The sequence below is a fragment of the Thiobacillus sp. genome (assembly GCA_024235835.1).
Classification (GTDB): Bacteria; Pseudomonadota; Gammaproteobacteria; order Burkholderiales; family Thiobacillaceae; genus PFJX01.
Genome location: JACKLQ010000001.1, coordinates 573,493 through 589,992 on the forward strand (window position 1 = coordinate 573,493; position 16,500 = coordinate 589,992).

At 59.1% G+C, this 16,500-nt stretch carries 17 protein-coding genes; 8 read left to right on the top strand and 9 right to left on the bottom strand.

Features of this window, described 5'->3' with window-relative positions:
- Positions 1-14 precede the first annotated feature (14 nt).
- The 6 genes from H6935_02830 to H6935_02855 are packed head-to-tail and all read left to right on the top strand — an operon-like array spanning position 15 to position 6,760.
- Positions 15-1,106, top strand: a complete 1,092-nt coding sequence (locus tag H6935_02830) for a Coenzyme F420 hydrogenase/dehydrogenase, beta subunit C-terminal domain (GenBank protein MCP5277277.1) — start codon at positions 15-17, stop codon at positions 1,104-1,106.
- Complete coding sequence (locus H6935_02835; GenBank protein MCP5277278.1) at positions 1,103-2,155, top strand: glycosyltransferase family 2 protein; 1,053 nt, start codon at positions 1,103-1,105, stop codon at positions 2,153-2,155. The genes H6935_02830 and H6935_02835 overlap by 4 nt, the downstream gene beginning before the upstream one ends.
- 15 nt (positions 2,156-2,170) lie before the next feature.
- Entirely contained in the window at positions 2,171-3,436 is a 1,266-nt protein-coding gene (locus H6935_02840) for a glycosyltransferase (protein MCP5277279.1), read from the top strand.
- On the top strand, positions 3,433-4,569 hold the full coding sequence (locus H6935_02845) for a glycosyltransferase family 4 protein (protein ID MCP5277280.1): 1,137 nt from the start codon (positions 3,433-3,435) through the stop codon (positions 4,567-4,569). The genes H6935_02840 and H6935_02845 overlap by 4 nt, the downstream gene beginning before the upstream one ends.
- Complete coding sequence (locus tag H6935_02850; protein MCP5277281.1) at positions 4,566-5,660, top strand: glycoside hydrolase family 99-like domain-containing protein; 1,095 nt, start codon at positions 4,566-4,568, stop codon at positions 5,658-5,660. The genes H6935_02845 and H6935_02850 overlap by 4 nt, the downstream gene beginning before the upstream one ends.
- Positions 5,657-6,760: a DUF1972 domain-containing protein gene (locus H6935_02855; protein ID MCP5277282.1), complete on the top strand. Its 1,104-nt coding sequence runs from the start codon at positions 5,657-5,659 to the stop codon at positions 6,758-6,760. Before H6935_02850 ends, H6935_02855 begins: the two co-directional genes overlap by 4 nt.
- Positions 6,761-6,908: 148 nt before the next feature.
- Here H6935_02855 and H6935_02860 read toward each other — a convergent pair whose 3' ends face one another.
- The 9 genes from H6935_02860 to H6935_02900 all read right to left on the bottom strand — a co-directional run bounded on the left by H6935_02860 (position 6,909) and on the right by H6935_02900 (position 15,437).
- Positions 6,909-7,940 (bottom strand): rhomboid family intramembrane serine protease, encoded by a 1,032-nt coding sequence (locus tag H6935_02860; GenBank protein ID MCP5277283.1) that lies wholly within the window; start codon positions 7,938-7,940, stop codon positions 6,909-6,911.
- Positions 7,941-8,155: 215 nt separating this feature from the next.
- Complete coding sequence (locus H6935_02865) at positions 8,156-8,905, bottom strand: hypothetical protein (protein MCP5277284.1); 750 nt, start codon at positions 8,903-8,905, stop codon at positions 8,156-8,158.
- A gap of 6 nt (positions 8,906-8,911) precedes the next feature.
- On the bottom strand, positions 8,912-11,317 hold the full coding sequence (gene lon, locus H6935_02870; protein ID MCP5277285.1) for an endopeptidase La: 2,406 nt from the start codon (positions 11,315-11,317) through the stop codon (positions 8,912-8,914).
- A 53-nt stretch (positions 11,318-11,370) separates the two neighbouring features.
- Positions 11,371-11,793: a PIN domain-containing protein gene (locus tag H6935_02875; protein ID MCP5277286.1), complete on the bottom strand. Its 423-nt coding sequence runs from the start codon at positions 11,791-11,793 to the stop codon at positions 11,371-11,373.
- On the bottom strand, positions 11,783-12,013 hold the full coding sequence (locus H6935_02880; protein MCP5277287.1) for a hypothetical protein: 231 nt from the start codon (positions 12,011-12,013) through the stop codon (positions 11,783-11,785). The genes H6935_02875 and H6935_02880 overlap by 11 nt, the downstream gene beginning before the upstream one ends.
- 64 nt (positions 12,014-12,077) lie before the next feature.
- Positions 12,078-13,280, bottom strand: coding sequence for a tryptophan--tRNA ligase (locus H6935_02885; GenBank protein MCP5277288.1), 1,203 nt, complete (start codon positions 13,278-13,280; stop codon positions 12,078-12,080).
- Positions 13,281-13,295: 15 nt separating this feature from the next.
- The gene (locus H6935_02890) at positions 13,296-13,943 is read right to left on the bottom strand and encodes a site-2 protease family protein (GenBank protein ID MCP5277289.1); all 648 of its coding nucleotides are present in this window, start codon (positions 13,941-13,943) and stop codon (positions 13,296-13,298) included.
- Between the two features lie 13 nt (positions 13,944-13,956).
- A complete protein-coding gene (locus tag H6935_02895; GenBank protein ID MCP5277290.1) occupies positions 13,957-14,580 on the bottom strand; it encodes a threonylcarbamoyl-AMP synthase in 624 nt (207 codons plus the stop codon).
- 14 nt (positions 14,581-14,594) lie between these two features.
- The gene (locus tag H6935_02900) at positions 14,595-15,437 is read right to left on the bottom strand and encodes a PHP domain-containing protein (protein ID MCP5277291.1); all 843 of its coding nucleotides are present in this window, start codon (positions 15,435-15,437) and stop codon (positions 14,595-14,597) included.
- A 120-nt stretch (positions 15,438-15,557) separates the two neighbouring features.
- Here H6935_02900 and H6935_02905 point away from each other — a divergent pair, with 120 nt between their 5' ends.
- On the top strand, positions 15,558-16,190 hold the full coding sequence (locus H6935_02905) for a septation protein A (protein ID MCP5277292.1): 633 nt from the start codon (positions 15,558-15,560) through the stop codon (positions 16,188-16,190).
- Positions 16,191-16,192: 2 nt separating this feature from the next.
- Positions 16,193-16,492: a YciI family protein gene (locus H6935_02910; protein MCP5277293.1), complete on the top strand. Its 300-nt coding sequence runs from the start codon at positions 16,193-16,195 to the stop codon at positions 16,490-16,492.
- Positions 16,493-16,500 lie beyond the last annotated feature (8 nt).

The window sequence follows — 16,500 nt, forward strand, 5'->3', positions numbered from 1 at the left end:
GTCTCCGTCCGGTCATGAGTGGTGCGCTTTCAGACTTGGAACTGCGTGTATTTTCAAAAATCTGCCCAGGCGTGCACTTGCAGTTGCCAGATGACTTTCGACCCGATGGGAAGCAGATACATTCAGAATGGGGGCCGGTTCACTTTGTCCGCACAGGCTGGGCTACGGATACCGAAATCCGCTTCCGGGGTTCTTCTGGCGGCGGAATTTCTGCGCTACTGGTTTTCTTAGTGGAATCCGGCCGAGCGGATTTCGTCGCCCATGTCGCTGTGTCGCCGAATGACCCTTTGCTGAATGTCCGGCGCATAAGCCGAACCCGTGCCGAGATATTGACTGGTGCAGGGTCGCGCTATGCTCCAGCTGCTCCGCTGGAGGATATCGAAAGCCTGTTTGCCAGCGGCGAACGCTTTGCCTTTGTGGGTAAGCCCTGCGATGTCGCTGCACTGCGGGCTTTTATCCATGTACAGCCTGAACGAGCAAGCCAAGTGGTGGCAATGGTTTCCTTTATGTGTGCCGGTGTGCCGAGCCTAGTCGGCACCCATGAGGTCTTGGCAGCGTTAGGTACTGAAGCTAAGGAACTGGTGCGATTCAACTACCGGGGTAACGGATGGCCTGGTTTCGCTACTGCGGTGACGCGTGACGGTCTTGAATTGACCATGGATTACAACAGCTCATGGGGAAAGATACTCGGCAAGCATTTGCAGTTGCGTTGCAAATTGTGTCCGGACGGTACAGGTGAATTTGCAGATGTGGTTTGTGCCGATGCCTGGTATGGGGCAAGTGGCTACCCCGATTTCACGGAACGGGAAGGGCGCAGCCTGATTTTGAGCCGAACCACATTGGGCGAGGAAATTGTCAGTGCTGCAATTCTGGCGGGTGCGCTCTACGTTGAGGAAAGTTCTGTGGCAGAGGTTGCACTCATGCAGCCGTACCAGCTAACCCGAAAGCGTGTTGTACTCGGCCGGTTGTTTGCACTGTTTTTGCGACGGGGTGTCTGGCCGCGTTTCAAAGGCCTGCGACTTTTAAAGTGTGCTACCCGTGGCGGTTGGTTACCCGTACTCCGCAACATGTGGGGAACCTACAGGCGTTTGGGGAGAGGGGTGTGAGCGCCTCACCCGCTGGATTGGCAGGTCAGGGTGTGGCCATCGTTCTGCTCAACTACAACGGCTGGCGTGACACGCTTACCTGTATCGACAGCCTGTTTGCCATGAATACTCCGTTCGACCAGTTGCTGGTGTGTGACAACGGATCAACGGATGCCTCACTGGAACAATTGCGCCAAGGGCTAAACCAGCGCCTGCCTCGTTATGCAGAAGCATGGTGCGGATGGGGGCGAACCGTTGATTTGTCACTAGCCGAAACAGACCGGGTGGCCATTGAGGCAGGCAGTTCATGCCAAGCGCCTATCGTATTGGTGGACAACCAGGGCAACCTGGGTTTTGCGGCAGGGAATAACGTTGGTCTGCGCTTGGCACAGCGGAACAATCGCATCGGCTATTTCTGGCTGTTGAATAACGATACCGAAGTGCGCACGGATGCCCTCGATGCGCTTTGCGAGGCAGCCAAGCAACGTCCCGAGGTGGGGCTGTGGGGCTGTACCGTGGTTTATCACGACCGCCCAGATGTTGTGCAGGCCTTGGGTGGGGGAGGCGTCAATCGATACACCGCTGAGACACATCATCTGCGCGCATTCCTGCCATTAACGGAGGTACGCAGCGATGCCGCTTTTGTAGCTGAAGTTGAGGCGGAAATGGCCTATGTCCTGGGGGCATCGATGTTCGCCACTCGGGCATGGCTGGACCGCGTGGGCCTGCTTTCAGAACGCTACTTTCTTTATTACGAGGAACTGGATTGGGCAGAACAGGCACGTGGCCTTCTGCCACTCGGTTTCGCACCATCCTGCGTGATCCTGCACAAGGAAGGGGCTTCTATTGGTACCGATCCGTCAGGTGGATCGGCGCTGTCGCTCAAGCACTTAAACCGGAGTCGGTTATTGTTTGCTCACCGTTTTCTACCGGGTTATTACATGCCCCTGGTGCTTGTGAACGCAATTAAACAGCCGATCAAGCTGATGCTTAAAGGCCGTTTCAAGCATGCCTATGCAGCTTTTCAAGGCATCCTTTTGGGCCTTTCTGGGAGTAATTCAAGTGTCTGATTTTAAACCACTCCCATGGGATTAACCCCCATTCGCTTACTTTGTATCGCCAGTGATATTCCTCTGCCTGCGAACTCAGGTGGTCGGGTAGATGTCTGGCGCCGTTTGCAGGCATTGAAAGCGGGGGGCGTGGAACTTGCGCTGCTGTGTTGGTATGACGTGGGGCGGTCTCAACCGCCTTCAGCGGATCTATTGGGTGAATTGGGTAACGTGTGCGCTCAAGTAAAGGTGCAGCCAATTCGCCGCTCTTTCTCCGAAGTGTTCTCGCGTTTACTGAATTTGTGGCGCATGCCCTCGCACGCAGCTGCACGTTGGGTAACCACCGATCATGCGGCGCTGATTTCATGGGCGCAGGCTTTTAAGCCCAATGCAATCTTGCTTGATGGCCTTTATGGAGGGGCTGTGGCGTTGTGGCTGAGCAAGCGGCTTCAAGTGCCTCTGCTGTTTCGCTCCCACAACATTGAGCATCGGTACATGCGTGAGCAATATGAACGGGAGTTGAACTTATCTCGACGACTCGGGCTCTTGGCCAATCTGGTTGGCCTTGCACGGTTTGAGCGGGGGATCATCCGCGCAGCCAAGCGCGTATTTGATATTTCTCTGGATGACCTGCAATTCTGGCAAGCGCAAGGGCATAAGCACGTGGAATGGTTGCCGCCCCTAGTCGATGATGATTTTGTCCGGGCAATGAGCGGTTCTGCCGCCCATGATGACTCTATTGACGTTCTCTATTTCGGGAATCTGAACACGCCAAACAATGTGGATGGTGTGCTCTGGTGGTTGGAGAAGGTGGTTAGTCAGTTACGTGTGATTCGGCCTAGTCTGCGAATTTGTGTCGCAGGTTCCAGACCTGTGGCGCAGATCGTGGACGCCACCGCACGCTTGAAGGTGAAGTTGGTCGCCAACCCAGAAAACATGGCGCCGTTGCTGAAAAGTTCGCGGGTACTGGTGAATCCTGTGTTTGCGGGTAGCGGTGTCAATATCAAAACGGTGGAGATGTTGTTTAGCCCGGCACAACTGGTATCTACCAATCAGGGGCTAGCAGGTTTGCCAAAAGAGGTAACCCAGCATTTCCGCCGTGCGGATACGTCAGAGGCATTTATTGCGGCGGTATTAGATGGTCTCGATGCTCCGATTGGTGATTACGATATGGAGCGGGTTCAGGTGCGAAGTATTTTCGTGTCTTTACAGGTAAATAGGCTGATTGGCGTGATGCTAAGTGAGGTCGAGCGATTTAGGTCAGAAAAGGTGCCAAATACACAGGCAGGGGAATTTAAGTGAGCCATTCTTTTTCCCTGCGGGTAGGAATTGACTTTCACGTAGTAGATGGAAAGTTCCAAGGTTCACGCACGCATGTGTTAGAGCTATTTGCAGAAGTTATCCGGCAGTCACCGGATATACAGTTCTATCTATTATTAGACAATCCAGATGAGTTGATAAACATATCCCCAGTGTTTTCTTTCTTCAATGTTGTACGGGTAAGAATGCCACATACAAATCCCGTTGCACGTTTGATTAAACAGCTGCCAGATATGCAGAAAAAATACAGTCTAGATGTTATTCACACACAATATATTCTGCCTATATTCTTTGATTGCAAAGGAATGGTAACAATACATGATGTATTGTTCGAGTCGCACCCACAATTCTTCCAGTATTTTTTTCGTCTGCGCTCAATGATTTTTATGCGGTATTCGGCAAAAAAAGCTGCGCATATATTCACTGTTAGCGAGTATTCCCGAGATGAAATTGCTCGGCGATATGATGTGACTGCTGACAAAATTACTGTGATACCTAATGCAGCTGATCCTAATAGATTTTTCCCTGGCGATGCAGGGTATGAGCATGTGATGGCGCGCGGCCTAAGCCCGCGTAATTATATATTGAGCGTGGGCCGACTAGAGCCACGCAAGAACCATGCAATGCTGGTGCGTGCCTATAAACAATTAGGCAATAATGCCCCGCCACTAGTTATCGTTGGGCAGAGGGATTTTTCTTACGGGGAGTTATTCAAAGAAGTAAGTAGGCTAGATCTTTCGGGCCAAGTTTTAATATTTGAGGATGCCGATGATCGGGAATTACCCGCCCTTTACCGCAATGCTCTTCTGTTTGTCTACCCAGCGCTTGCTGAGGGATTTGGCATGCCGCCATTAGAAGCACTAGCTTCTGGGGTGCCCGTTGTGTGCTCAAACTCTACGTCAATGCCAGAAGTCGTGGGGAACGCCGGACTGCTTGTTGAGCCAAATGACGAATCCGCATTGACAGAGGCAATGCGTAAGGTATTGGGTAATCCATCTTTGGCTCTTAGGCTTGTCAGTCAGGGTTTACTTCAATCGAAACAATTCAGCTGGCAGGAGTCAGCGCACCGTGTAAGAAAACAGTACTTGACGCAAATTGGGGGAGGCGCTTTATGAAGAATGTTTTTAAATGGTGGCTGGTGTTAATGCTGGCAACTATGTTGCCTGCATGTGCAACTGAAAACTCTGGCAGTGCCTTACCTAACTCAACCTATAAGATTGGTGTTTATTATTTTCCCGGATGGAAAAACAAACAACTCGGCGCACCTTCTGATTATCCATGGTTGCCAATAACAAAATTTCCTGATCGGAAGCCATTGCTAGGCTGGTATGACGAAAGCAACGATGATGTAATGCGCCAGCAACTCGATTGGATGCATTCCTACGGTATTGATTATGTCGTGTTTGATTGGTATTTTGGTTCAGATAACAAGGCATATCTGGAACATGCGCTTGCAGCTTATTTACGTGCGCCTAACCGTGATCGCGTGAAATTCTCCATTCTCTGGTCCAATCATGGCAAAGCGCTTAAAAGTAAAGCGCATTGGGAATCGATGGTCAAATATTGGGTGAAATATTACTTCCCACGCCCAGAGTTTTTCCGTTTAGATGAAAAACCCGTCGTATACATTTTTTATGCGGATTATCTAAAGCAGCAAGCGGCTTCTTTTGGAATATCAACCAAAGAATTATTCGATAATGCACAAGAATTGGCTCGGGCAGCAGGCTTCCCCGGTATAAACTTTGTTGCTGGAACAGGCGCTAGCACGCCGATGATTAATTCATATGCTAAGGCTGCAGGTTACGAGGCATTCTCTGCGTATAACTTCCATCGTGGGCCAAACGATTTGTTGCCTTCCCATAGTTATGAAGAGCTTGATAAAGGGTATCGAGGGCATTGGAAACGATTTGCTGAGGTGGGAAACCTGCCACTAATTGTTCCAATGACGTCTGGCTGGGACAAACGTCCCTGGGGGGGGAGCAAAGACCCTTGGCATGACAATTCTTTGGCCAAGCCTGTGGAGTTCAGAAAACATTTGGAGGCTGCTAAGGCATTTATTGATTCCAATCCGACAATAACTCGAGGTATGGGGGTTATTTGTTGTTGGAATGAGTACGGGGAGGGGTCTTTCATAGAGCCGACTGAAAATATGGGCTTCAGTTTCCTCGAACAAGTACGTGATGTTTTTGGAAATCCCGCTCAATGAATGAACGAGTATTACGTATTCTGGGCACGCGTGGCGTGCCCGCTGCCCATGGTGGCTTTGAAACCTTCGCCGAACATCTGGCGCCTTATCTGGTGGATCACGGTTGGCTGGTGACGGTGTATTGCCAGGAAGACGGCACCGGCCCGGTTTTTGAGGATGACTGGCATGGCGTGCGCCGGGTGCGCATGCCCGTTGCCACCCAGGGGGCTGCCGGCACTATTGTTTTCGACTGGAAATCCACCGTGCATGCTGCAAGGGAAAAAGGTCTGCTGCTGACCCTGGGCTACAACACGGCGGCTTTCTCCGCGTTGTACCGCCTCAAGGGCTTGCGCAACGTCATCAATATGGATGGTGTGGAGTGGCGCCGCCAGAAATGGGGTAGTGTTGCCAAGCTATGGTTCTGGCTTAACGACTGGGCTGGCTGCTGGCTGGGCAACCATTTGGTTGCAGACCACCCTGAAATCAAGCGCCATCTCAGTACCCGGGTACGCCTCGGCAAGATCACCATGATTCCCTATGGCTCTGACCGAGTGGATATAGCCAGCCCGGAGCCCATTGCGCCATATGGGCTGACTCCCGGTACCTATGCCATCCTTATCGCCCGGGCCGAGCCGGAAAACTCGATTCTGGAAGTGGTGCAGGCCTGGTCGAGTGAAAAGCGGAATTGCAAGCTGGTGGTGCTGGGCAAGTACGACCCGAACCATGCTTACCAAAGGGCGGTTAAGGATGCAGCATCGGATGAAGTGCTGTTCCCTGGCGCCATCTACGACAAGGCGGTTGTTCAGGCCTTGCGCTTCCATGCCCGGTTTTATGTGCATGGCCACCAGGTGGGGGGCACCAATCCCTCCCTGGTGGAAGCGCTGGGTGCGGGCAATGGGGTTCTGGGCCACGACAACCCCTATAACCGCTGGGTGGCGGGGGTTGCCGGGGTGTATTTCAAGGATGCGCAAACCTGTGCCCAGGCCATTACGCGTCTGCTGGGCGACCCAGAGTTGTTAGGCCGGTTGCAGGCGGCAAGCCGGGCTCGCCATGCAGAAGCCTTTACCTGGGAGAAGATTCTGGGGGATTACGAAAAGCTGTTACTGACCTGGGCAGGTTGATAGTAGAACTCTAGATCATCACCAGGGGGTACATGCCAATTGCCCGATGTGACCTGCCCACCCGTTGCAGTTCACTAGAGTTGGGGAAAGCGTTAAGGGTTAGCTTTGCATGTAATTGCCTTGGCAGATCAGCAGTTACGCCCTCATTCTATTCGGCCGGCTCACCAATCTGGTCCTCGGATTGGCTCCTTGCTTTCGCACCGGCCTGTCGGCCTGCCTGGGTGACCTTCTCCAGGGCTTCCCTGATCTGCTCCCAGTCCTTGGCACGCAGGCCTTCCGCCAGGGCTAGCGAAGCGTCGCGCCGCTCTTCCGCGTATTGGCGTACCCGGGCGAGAGCGGAGGCCGAGGGCGCGGTGGGGTCCAGGTGCAACCTGGACAGGCTATGGAAACTGTCGGCGTATGGGCTGGCGACGCTGGATTCGACCCGGCCGGCCAGTTCGTCAAAGCTGGCCCCTTGGCGAGCGCTGCCCAGGATGGCTTCGAGTTGGGCGGCGATGCGGGCATCTTCCCCAATAAAAGCGTGGATTTCGCCCCGGGCCTGGACTTCTTCGCTCCAGCGGTAACGGGGCTGGGGCATGAACCCGACCATGAGGACAACCCATAGCGAGAACAAGGTAGCGGCCGCCCAACGGCTACGGGCAGGCGCGACCCTATCGCCATTGCTTGCCCTGGCCAGGACCACCCCAGTCAGCAGTCCGCCCAGCAGGCCACCGATGTGGGCGGCGTTGTCGATGCCCTCGATGGTGAAACCCAGCAGGATGGCAAAGGCGGAAAATAGGGCTGCACCCCAGAGCAATTGCCGATGTTCGCGGGATTCGTTCCTGTGCTTGGTCAGCCAAAGGTGGACCATGAGGGCGCCGTAGATGCCGAAGATGGCGCCCGAGGCGCCGCCGGAAACGGCCCGGTCGCCCTGGATGATGAGGGACAGGAGGTTGCCCGCCAGACCGGAGGCGAAATACACCAGCAAGAACCGGCCGCTGCCGTACATCCGCTCCACCAGTCTGCCGCCGTCCCATAGCGAGAGCATGTTCATGCCCAGGTGGAACAGGCCGAAGTGCAGGAACAGGGCACTGCCCAGGCGCCACCATTCTCCGTCCTTGGTGGCGGGGCCGAAATTGGCCCCCCAGGCAAGCTGGACGTCGTTGGAGGTATGCCAATACCCTGCCCCAGCCCATACCATGGCGGCGAAGACCAGGCAGTTTGCGGCGATGAGCAGGCCCGTGGCGGGGATGCGCGGCTGGCGATCCTTGAGTCTTGGGAGCAGCGTTGGGCGGAAAGGCACGGGTCGGTAGGGCCGCAAAAGTATTGGGATCAGCGAAGCCGGCAAAAAAATCCCGGCGCGAGGCCGGGAGAGGTGTGACTACATGGAGACACTCCTTGGAGGGAGTGCCTGACCTATCGGCACTTGCCGGATAGAACTTTAGGGAGACGCAGAACAAATGCAAGTTCCTCCCCCCCGTCCGGCGTGGACGCCAGCCATTCCACCAGATGGTATTGGCCCGGCCTGAGCTGCCAGAGGGCGTATTCCCTGGGTAGCGCCGGCACCAGGCCACCGACTTCGTGGTCGTGGATGGCCAGTTCACCGCCCTGCCAGAAATGGCCCAGAACGTCCTCCAGGGGCTCGGACTTTTCCAGGCGAAGACAATCCCGACCGTCCGGCGCCCTGTGGGCGGAGGCCAGGTCATGCCAGCTGGCCCAGGTGCGTCCGGCCAGGTCCCCGGCCATGTCGCCCAGCCAGGCACGGCGCTGAAAATCAGCGCGCTGCCCCACCAGTTGCTGGCCCAGCAGGTTGCAGAACAGGAAGGCGGCGTCCGGATATGCCTGGGCAAGACGAGTGAAGCCCTGGGGCCGGGCCACCTGGAAGTCCGAATTGAAGCGAATGCCCAGGCCGGGAAAGCGCCGTGACAGGATGAACCGGGCAAGGCCGTCGGGCTCCAGAGCCGTGACGCGGTCAAAGCGGCTCAGGAACGCCAGGTCCAGGGCGTAGCCCCCGCTGGGGCCCACCAGCACCAGATGGGACTCGGCGGGCCGCCAGCGGGACAGCCACTGGCGCACCTGGTCATGGAAAGGGCGCCACAGGCCCTTGCCATGGCGCCAGGCGCGCAGGTGATAGACCAGGCCGCCGCTGGGATGGAGCCAGGACATGGGATGTCAGCCGGCAAACACCAGCCTGGCCACGTCCCGGTAATGCTTGACGAAGTGGGCTTCCAGGCCCGCCTTCACGTAATCCGGCAGGCGCTCGAAGTCCGGCTGGTTGGCGGCGGGCAGGATCAGCTCGTGGATGCCGACCCGCTTGGCGGCGATGACCTTCTCCCGGATGCCCCCCACGGGCAGCACCTTGCCGGTGAGGGTGAGCTCGCCGGTCATGGCCAGGGGGCGATCGATCTTCTGGTTGCGGGCCAGGGACAGCAGAGCCGTGGCCATGGTGATGCCGGCGCTGGGCCCATCCTTGGGGGTGGCGCCTTCCGGCACGTGCAGGTGCACGAAGGCCTCGTCGAAGAACTTCACGTCCGCCTGGTAAAGCTTCAAGTGGCTGGAGATGTAGCTGTAGGCGATTTCGGCGGATTCCTTCATCACGTCCCCCAGCTGGCCGGTGAGCTTGAAGCCCCGGTTGAGGGTGTGGACCTTGGTGGCCTCGATGGTGAGGGTGGCGCCCCCCAGGGGCGTCCAGGCCAGGCCGGTGATGACGCCCACGCCGGTCATGGGCTTCTCCGGCAGGTAGGGCGGGTCGGTGAGGAAGGTGTCCAGGTTGTCGGTGTTGACGTGGAGTTTGTCCGCTTCCTGGCGCACGATCTTCACCACGGACTTGCGGATGACCTTGCCCAGGTTCATCTCCAGCTGGCGCACCCCCGCTTCCCGGGCGTAGCCCTCGATGATCTTGCGTATGGCGGCGGCGGTGATGCTGACCTGGCCCCGCTTGAGCCCCGACTTCTTGAGCTGTTTGGGCCACAGGTGGTGGCGGGCGATGGCCACCTTCTCCTCCATGAGATAGCCGGAGAGGCGGATGGTCTCCATGCGGTCCAGCAAAGGCGCTGGAATGGTGTCCAGCTGGTTGGCTGTGCAGATGAACAGGGTCTTCGAAAGGTCGAAGCGCACGTCCAGGTAGTGGTCCAGGAATTCGCTGTTCTGCTCCGGGTCCAGCACCTCCAGCAGGGCGCTGGCCGGGTCCCCCTGGTAGGAGGCGCCGATCTTGTCCACCTCGTCCAGCATGATCACCGGGTTCTGGGACTCCACCTCCTTGATGGCCTGGATGAACTTGCCCGGCAGGGCGCCGATGTAGGTGCGGCGGTGGCCCTTGATCTCGGCCTCGTCCCGCATGCCGCCCACGGAAAAGCGATAGAACTTGCGCCCCAGGGCCCGGGCCACGGACCGGCCGATGGAGGTCTTGCCCACCCCCGGCGGCCCCACCAGCAACAGGATGGAGCCCGCCACCTCCCCCTTCATGGCGCCCACGGCCAGGAACTCGATGATGCGTTCCTTCACGTCGTCCAGGCCGTCGTGGTCGGCGTCCAGGATCTTGCGGGCCCGGGCCAGGTCCAGCTTGTCGCGGGTGTACTTGCCCCAGGGCAGGCAGGTGAGCCAGTCCAGGTAGTTGCGGGTGACGGTGTACTCGGGGGAGCCGTGCTCCAGGCCCGAGAGCTTGGTCATCTCCTCGTCGATCTTCTTCTCCGCATGGGGCGGCAGCTTCAGCTTCTTCACCCGGCCCCGGTACAGGTCCAGGTCCACGGTGCGGTCGTCTTTGGCGATGCCCAGTTCCTGCTGGATGGCCTTCAGCTGCTGGCGCAGGAAGAACTCCCGCTGCTGCTGGGTCATCTTCTCTTCCACCTTGGCGCGGATCTGGGTCTGGAGCTTGGCCACCTCCAGTTCCTTCTTGATCAGCACCAGCACCTTCTGCATGCGCTTGCGCAGGTTGAAGGCCTCCAGCACCTCCTGGAGCTTTTCCTTGGGGGCGGTGGTGAGGCTGGCGGCAAAGTCCGTGAGCAGGGCCGGCTCATTGGGCGAAAACCGGTTGAGGAAAAACTTGAGTTCCTCTGAATAAAGGGGGTTGAGGGGCATCAACTCCTTGATGGCGTTGATGATGGCCAGGGCGTAGGCCTTGGTCTCCTCCTCCGTGGTGTTGAGCTGGCGCGATTCGGCCGGATAGGTCACCCGGGCGAAATAGGGTGGCTTGGGCGACAGCCATTCCTGCACCTTGAAGCGGGTGATGCCTTCGGCGATGAACTGGATCTTGCCCTCGGAGCGCATGGGGTGATGCATGCGCACCAGGGTGCCCACGCCATAAAAATCCTCCGGCCGGGCGTCGTCGGAGGAATCTCCATGCACGCACACCAGGCCCACCAGGTGGTGGCCGGCGTCGCCGATGCGCTTCACGGATTCCATCCAGGGCCCCTCGTTCATGATCAGGGGCAGGGTCTGGGCCGGGAAGAAGGGCTTCTCCGTCAGGGGCAGGATATAGATGGCGGAAGGCAGGGTCTGGGCCGGCAGGTTGGGCGTGCCGCTGCCCTCCTCGGCCGGTCCGACGATCTCGCCTTCGATGGGGGTGGTGTCTTCGGTCATGCTTCTATTTGTAGGCTGTGCCAGTTACATGGGTATGGCCGAAGGGCGGTGTTTCAAGCCAGCCGTGCACCGAAAGGATTAACAGCTTTCACCCCACCATAATCCTGGCCATCGCCCAGGTCTTCCGAATAGAGGACCGTAGCGCCCAGGCGTGTTGCTGCTGCGACAATGGCGGCGTCCCAATAAGCTATCCGGTAGCGCGCCTTGACGCGCAGCGCCTCCAGCATCAGCGCAACATCGTTTTCCACCATCGGACGCAGGGCCAGCTGACGTATCGCGGACTCCGCGTCCTCATGTGTCATGGCAGGTGCAGAACCCCGCGTGGCATTGACGAAGAACTCCTGCAGCACCTGGACGGACAAACCCCAGCCCGAGCCCGCAAGAATATCTCTGGCAACCCGCTTCTTGAGGGCCTCGGCGGGGTCCGTGGAAATGGCGTACAGAAGGATATTGGTGTCGACGAAGCTAGCGGGCATGGGACTCGTCCCGGCTCAAGCGGTCACCGGCGCGAAACTCGCGGGCTTGATCCAGGGCTGCGAACAGACTGTTCGCGGCTTCAACCTCGTCACCACGAGAACGGCCGAGGCCGACGAGAAAATCCCGCACCAAGGCACTCACGGAGGTATCCCGTTCCGCTGCGGCTATGCGTGCCTGGCGATAGACCTCGTCATCGATTGAAACCGTGATGTTCTTCATGATCACTCGCAGATTCACAGACTCACATATTCACGGTATCAGTGTAGCACCGACTCCTCACCTGTCAGCCGTAGTACAACCCCATGGATTCCCGCACGTCCCGCATGGTCTCCCGGGCCAGGTCCCGGGCCTTCTCGCAGCCGTCGGCGATGACATTCTTCACCGTGTCAGGGTCCTGGGTATAGGCCCGGGCCCGCTCCTGGATGGGAGCCAGTTCCTTCAGCACGGCGTCGATGACCGGCTGCTTGCACTCGATGCAGCCGATGCCGGCGGTGGTGCAGCCCTGGCGCACCCAGGCCTTCACGTCCTCGCCGGAGTAGACCTCGTGCAGCTGCCAGACCGGGCAGCGTCCGGGCTCGCCCGGGTCGGTGCGGCGCACCCGGGCCGGGTCCGTGGGCATGGTGCGGATCTTCTTGTTCACCGCTTCCGGGTCTTCCCGCAGGGAAATGGTGTTGTTGTAGGACTTGGACATCTTCTGGCCGTCCAGGCCGGGCATCCTGGATGCGGCCGTAAGCAGGGCCTCGGGCTCGGTGAGGATCATCTTGCCGCCCCCCTCCAGGTAGCCGTACAGGCGCTCCTTGTCCCCCAGGCTCAGGTTCTGGGTTTCGGCCAGCATGGCCTTGGCGGAGTCCAGGGCCTCGTCGTCCCCCTCCTGCTGGTAGCGGGTCTTCAACTCCTGGTACAGCTTGGCCTTCTTGCCGCCAAGTTTCTTCACCGCCGCCTGGGCTTTCTCCTCATAGCCCGGCTCCTTGCCATAAAGGTGGTTGAAGCGGCGGGCGATTTCCCGGGCGAACTCGATATGGGGCACCTGGTCCTCCCCCACGGGCACCTGGTTGGCCCGGTAGATGAGAATGTCCGCGGATTGCAGCAGGGGGTAGCCCAGGAAGCCGTAGGTGGACAGATCCTTTTCCGTGAGTTTTTCCTGCTGGTCCTTGTAGGTAGGCACCCTTTCCAGCCAGCCCAGGGGGGTCATCATGGACAGCAGAAGGTGCAGTTCCGCGTGCTCGATGACCTCGGACTGGATGAACAGGGTGGCCTTGGAGGGATCCACGCCGGCGGCCAGCCAGTCGATGACCATTTCCCAGGTGCTGTCGTGGATGGTGAGGGGGTTGTCGTAGTGGGTGGTGAGGGCATGCCAGTCGGCCACGAAGAACAGGCACTCGTACTCGTGCTGGAGGCGGATCCAGTTTTTCAGGACGCCGTGGTAGTGGCCCAGGTGGAGGCTGCCCGTGGGGCGCATGCCTGAGAGAACGCGATCAGCATACATAATGTATTCAGCGGGTTAGGGAATGATATTGAAAATTTTCAAAAGCACTTGCTCCACCGTCTGGTAGAAGGGGCCGATGATCAGGCCCAAAACACCGGTGGCCAGCAGGCCGATGAGAATGAACAGGCCATAGGGCTCCACCTGGGCCAGCTTGTAGGACCATTTGTGGGGCAGCAGGCTCACGGCGATGCGCCCACCGTCCAGGGGTGGAATGGGCAACAGGTTCAGGGTGGCCAGGATGGCGTTGATGGTCACGCCCGCCATGCCCATGAGGGCCAGGGGGTGGGAGTAGGCGCTGGGCACGGAAAAGGCGAACTTGATCATGGCGGCCCAGAACACGGCCATGGCCAGGTTTGCCAGGGGCCCCGCCGCCGCTACCCAGAACATGTCTTTCTTGGGATTGCGCAGGTTGCCGAAGTTCACCGGCACGGGCTTGGCCCAACCGAACAGGATGCCTCCCAGGACGATGGTGATGGCGGGGACGATGATGGTGCCCACCAGGTCGATGTGGCGCAGGGGATTCACGCTGATGCGGCCCATCATCTGGGCGGTGCGGTCGCCGAAGCGCAGGGCGGCATAACCGTGAGCCGCCTCGTGCAGGGTGATGGCGAAGATCACCGGCAATGCGAACACCGCAATCTTTTGTATCAGGTTAAGTTCCAACTATAAACCCTTGTTAAAAGCCAAGTTTTTCCGGATCACCTGCCCCTGTGCGGAGCAATTCCGGCGGGTCCACGTGGAGGTCGATGACCGTGGTGGGAGTCAGGCTGCAGAACCCGGACTCCAGTATGACATCCACCCGGTTGCCCAGCCGTTCGTTGATCTCGTCCGGGTCATTGAGAGGGTACTCGTCCCCCGGCAGCTGCAGGGTCACGGACAGGATGGGTTCTCCCAACTCCTCCAGGAGCATGGCCACCACATGGTTATCCGGCACCCGCAGGCCGATGGTGCTGCGCTTGGGGTGCTGCAGGCGGCGGGGCACTTCCCGGGTGGCTTCCAGGATGAAGGTGTAGCCACCGGGGGTGGCCGCCTTGAGGATGCGGTACTGCTTGTTGTCCACCCGGGCATAGCGGGCGATCTCCGACAGGTCCCTGCATACCAGGGTGAAATGGTGCCGGTCGTCCACGCCCCGGATGAGGCGGATTCGCTCCATGCCTTCCTTGTTGCCGATCATGCAGCCCAGGGCATAGCAGGAGTCCGTGGGATAGACCATGACGCCGCCGCGACGCAGGATGCGCACCGCCTCCTTGATGAACCGCTCCTGGGGGTTGTCCGGATGCAGGTTGAAGGTCTGTCCCATGGCTGCCGCACCACTCACCAACGGGACCAGACGGGGGTGCAGCGGGAAGGCAGGTGCATGGGCTGCCCCATGATGCTGCCCAGCTCCCGGCCGCCTTCCCCGGGGGCGTGGAAATCCGAGCCCACGGAGGCCAGCAAACCGAATTCCACCGCCAGGTCGGCAAAATAAGGCACCTGGTCGGAGGGCTGGCTGCCCGTGACCACCTCGATGCCCTCTCCGCCCGCGTCCCGGAACTCGGCCAGCAGCAGACGAAGTTTTTCTGAACCGAACTTGTAGCGCCCCGGGTGGGCGATGACTGCCTGGCCGCCGGCGGCGTGGATCCAGTTCACGGCCTCCTCCAGGCTGGCCCATTCGTGGGACACGTAGCCCGGCTTGCCCTTGACCAGGTATTTCCTGAACACGGTCTTCACGTCCTTCACCACCCCCTCTTCCACCAGGAAGCGGGCGAAATGCGTCCGGCCGATGAGCTCCGGGTTGATGGCCTGGGCATAGGCACCCTCCAGGGCGCCATGGATGCCGATCCTGGCCAGTTCCTGGGCCATGCGCTGGGCCCGCAGGCGGCGGCCGCCCCGGTTCTGCGCCAGGCCCTGTCGGAGAACGGCGTCCTCCGGGTTAACGTGCAGGCCCACGATGTGTACCGTGGCCTTGCCCCAGGTGATGGAGATTTCCACCCCGGGCACCAGCTTCAGGGCACTTCCTTCCGTGGCCTTGCGCGCATTTCCCAGCCCGGCAAGCTCGTCGTGATCCGTTAGGGCCAGGAAGTCCACCCCCTGGGCGATGGCCCGCTGCACCAGGGCCACGGGGGTCAGGACACCGTCCGAGGCGGTGGAATGGCAATGTAGGTCGTATACCGGCATGAACACGCGGCCCCGGACAATTCCCGGCCGCGCCCTTGTGACTGAGCTGGCAATCATAGCAAAATGCCCGCGCCCGCCCGTTACAGCGTGGGCGTTTTCCAACATTCAGCGGTGATCCAGTTGAAATTCCTGTTCGATCTATTCCCCATCATCCTGTTCTTCGTCGCCTACGAACTGGGCGAGATGTTCCCGGAACAGGCCAACGCCATCCTGCTGGCCCTGGGCGTGCAACTGGAAAGCGCCACCAAGCCCGGCGTGTTCCTGGCCACCCTGGTGGCCATCGCGGCCACCTTCATCCAGCTGGGCTGGGCCTGGCTCAAATACCGCAAGATCGACACCATGCTCTGGGTGTCCCTGGTGCTCATCGTCGGGTTTGGCGGCCTGACCCTGTTCCTCCACGACGAGACCTTCATCAAGTGGAAGCCCACGGTGCTGTACTGGATCTTCGCCCTGGCCCTGGGCCTGGCGCCACTGCTTTTCGAGCGCAACCTGATCCGCGTGATGATGGAAAAGCAGCTCAGCCTGCCTGACGAGGTGTGGGCCAAGCTCAACCTGGGCTGGGCAGGTTTCTTCGCCTTCATGGGCGTGGCCAACCTTTACGTGGCCCTCAACTACTCCACGGACGCCTGGGTCAACTTCAAGATGTTCGGCTCCCTGGGGCTCATGCTGGTCTTCGTGATCGGCCAGACCCTGTACCTTTCCCGGCACATGGATGCCATGGATGAAAAAGAAGGCATAAAGGAAAAGGAATGAACCTGTTTTACGCCATCGTCGGCGAGGACGTGCCCGACAGTCTGGAAATGCGGCTTTCCGCCCGACCCGCCCACCTGGAACGCCTGAACAGGTTGAAGGACGAAGGCCGCCTGCTGCTGGCCGGCCCCTTCCCCGCCATCGACAGCCCGGACCCGGGGCCCGCCGGCTTTTCCGGCAGCCTCATCGTCGCTGCCTTCGAAAGCCTGGAAGCGGCCCAGGCCTGGGCTGACGCCGACCCCTACATGGCAGCGGGGGTATATGCCCGCGTAAGCGTGAAACCCTTCAAGCGGGTGTTGCCTTGACCGCGCCA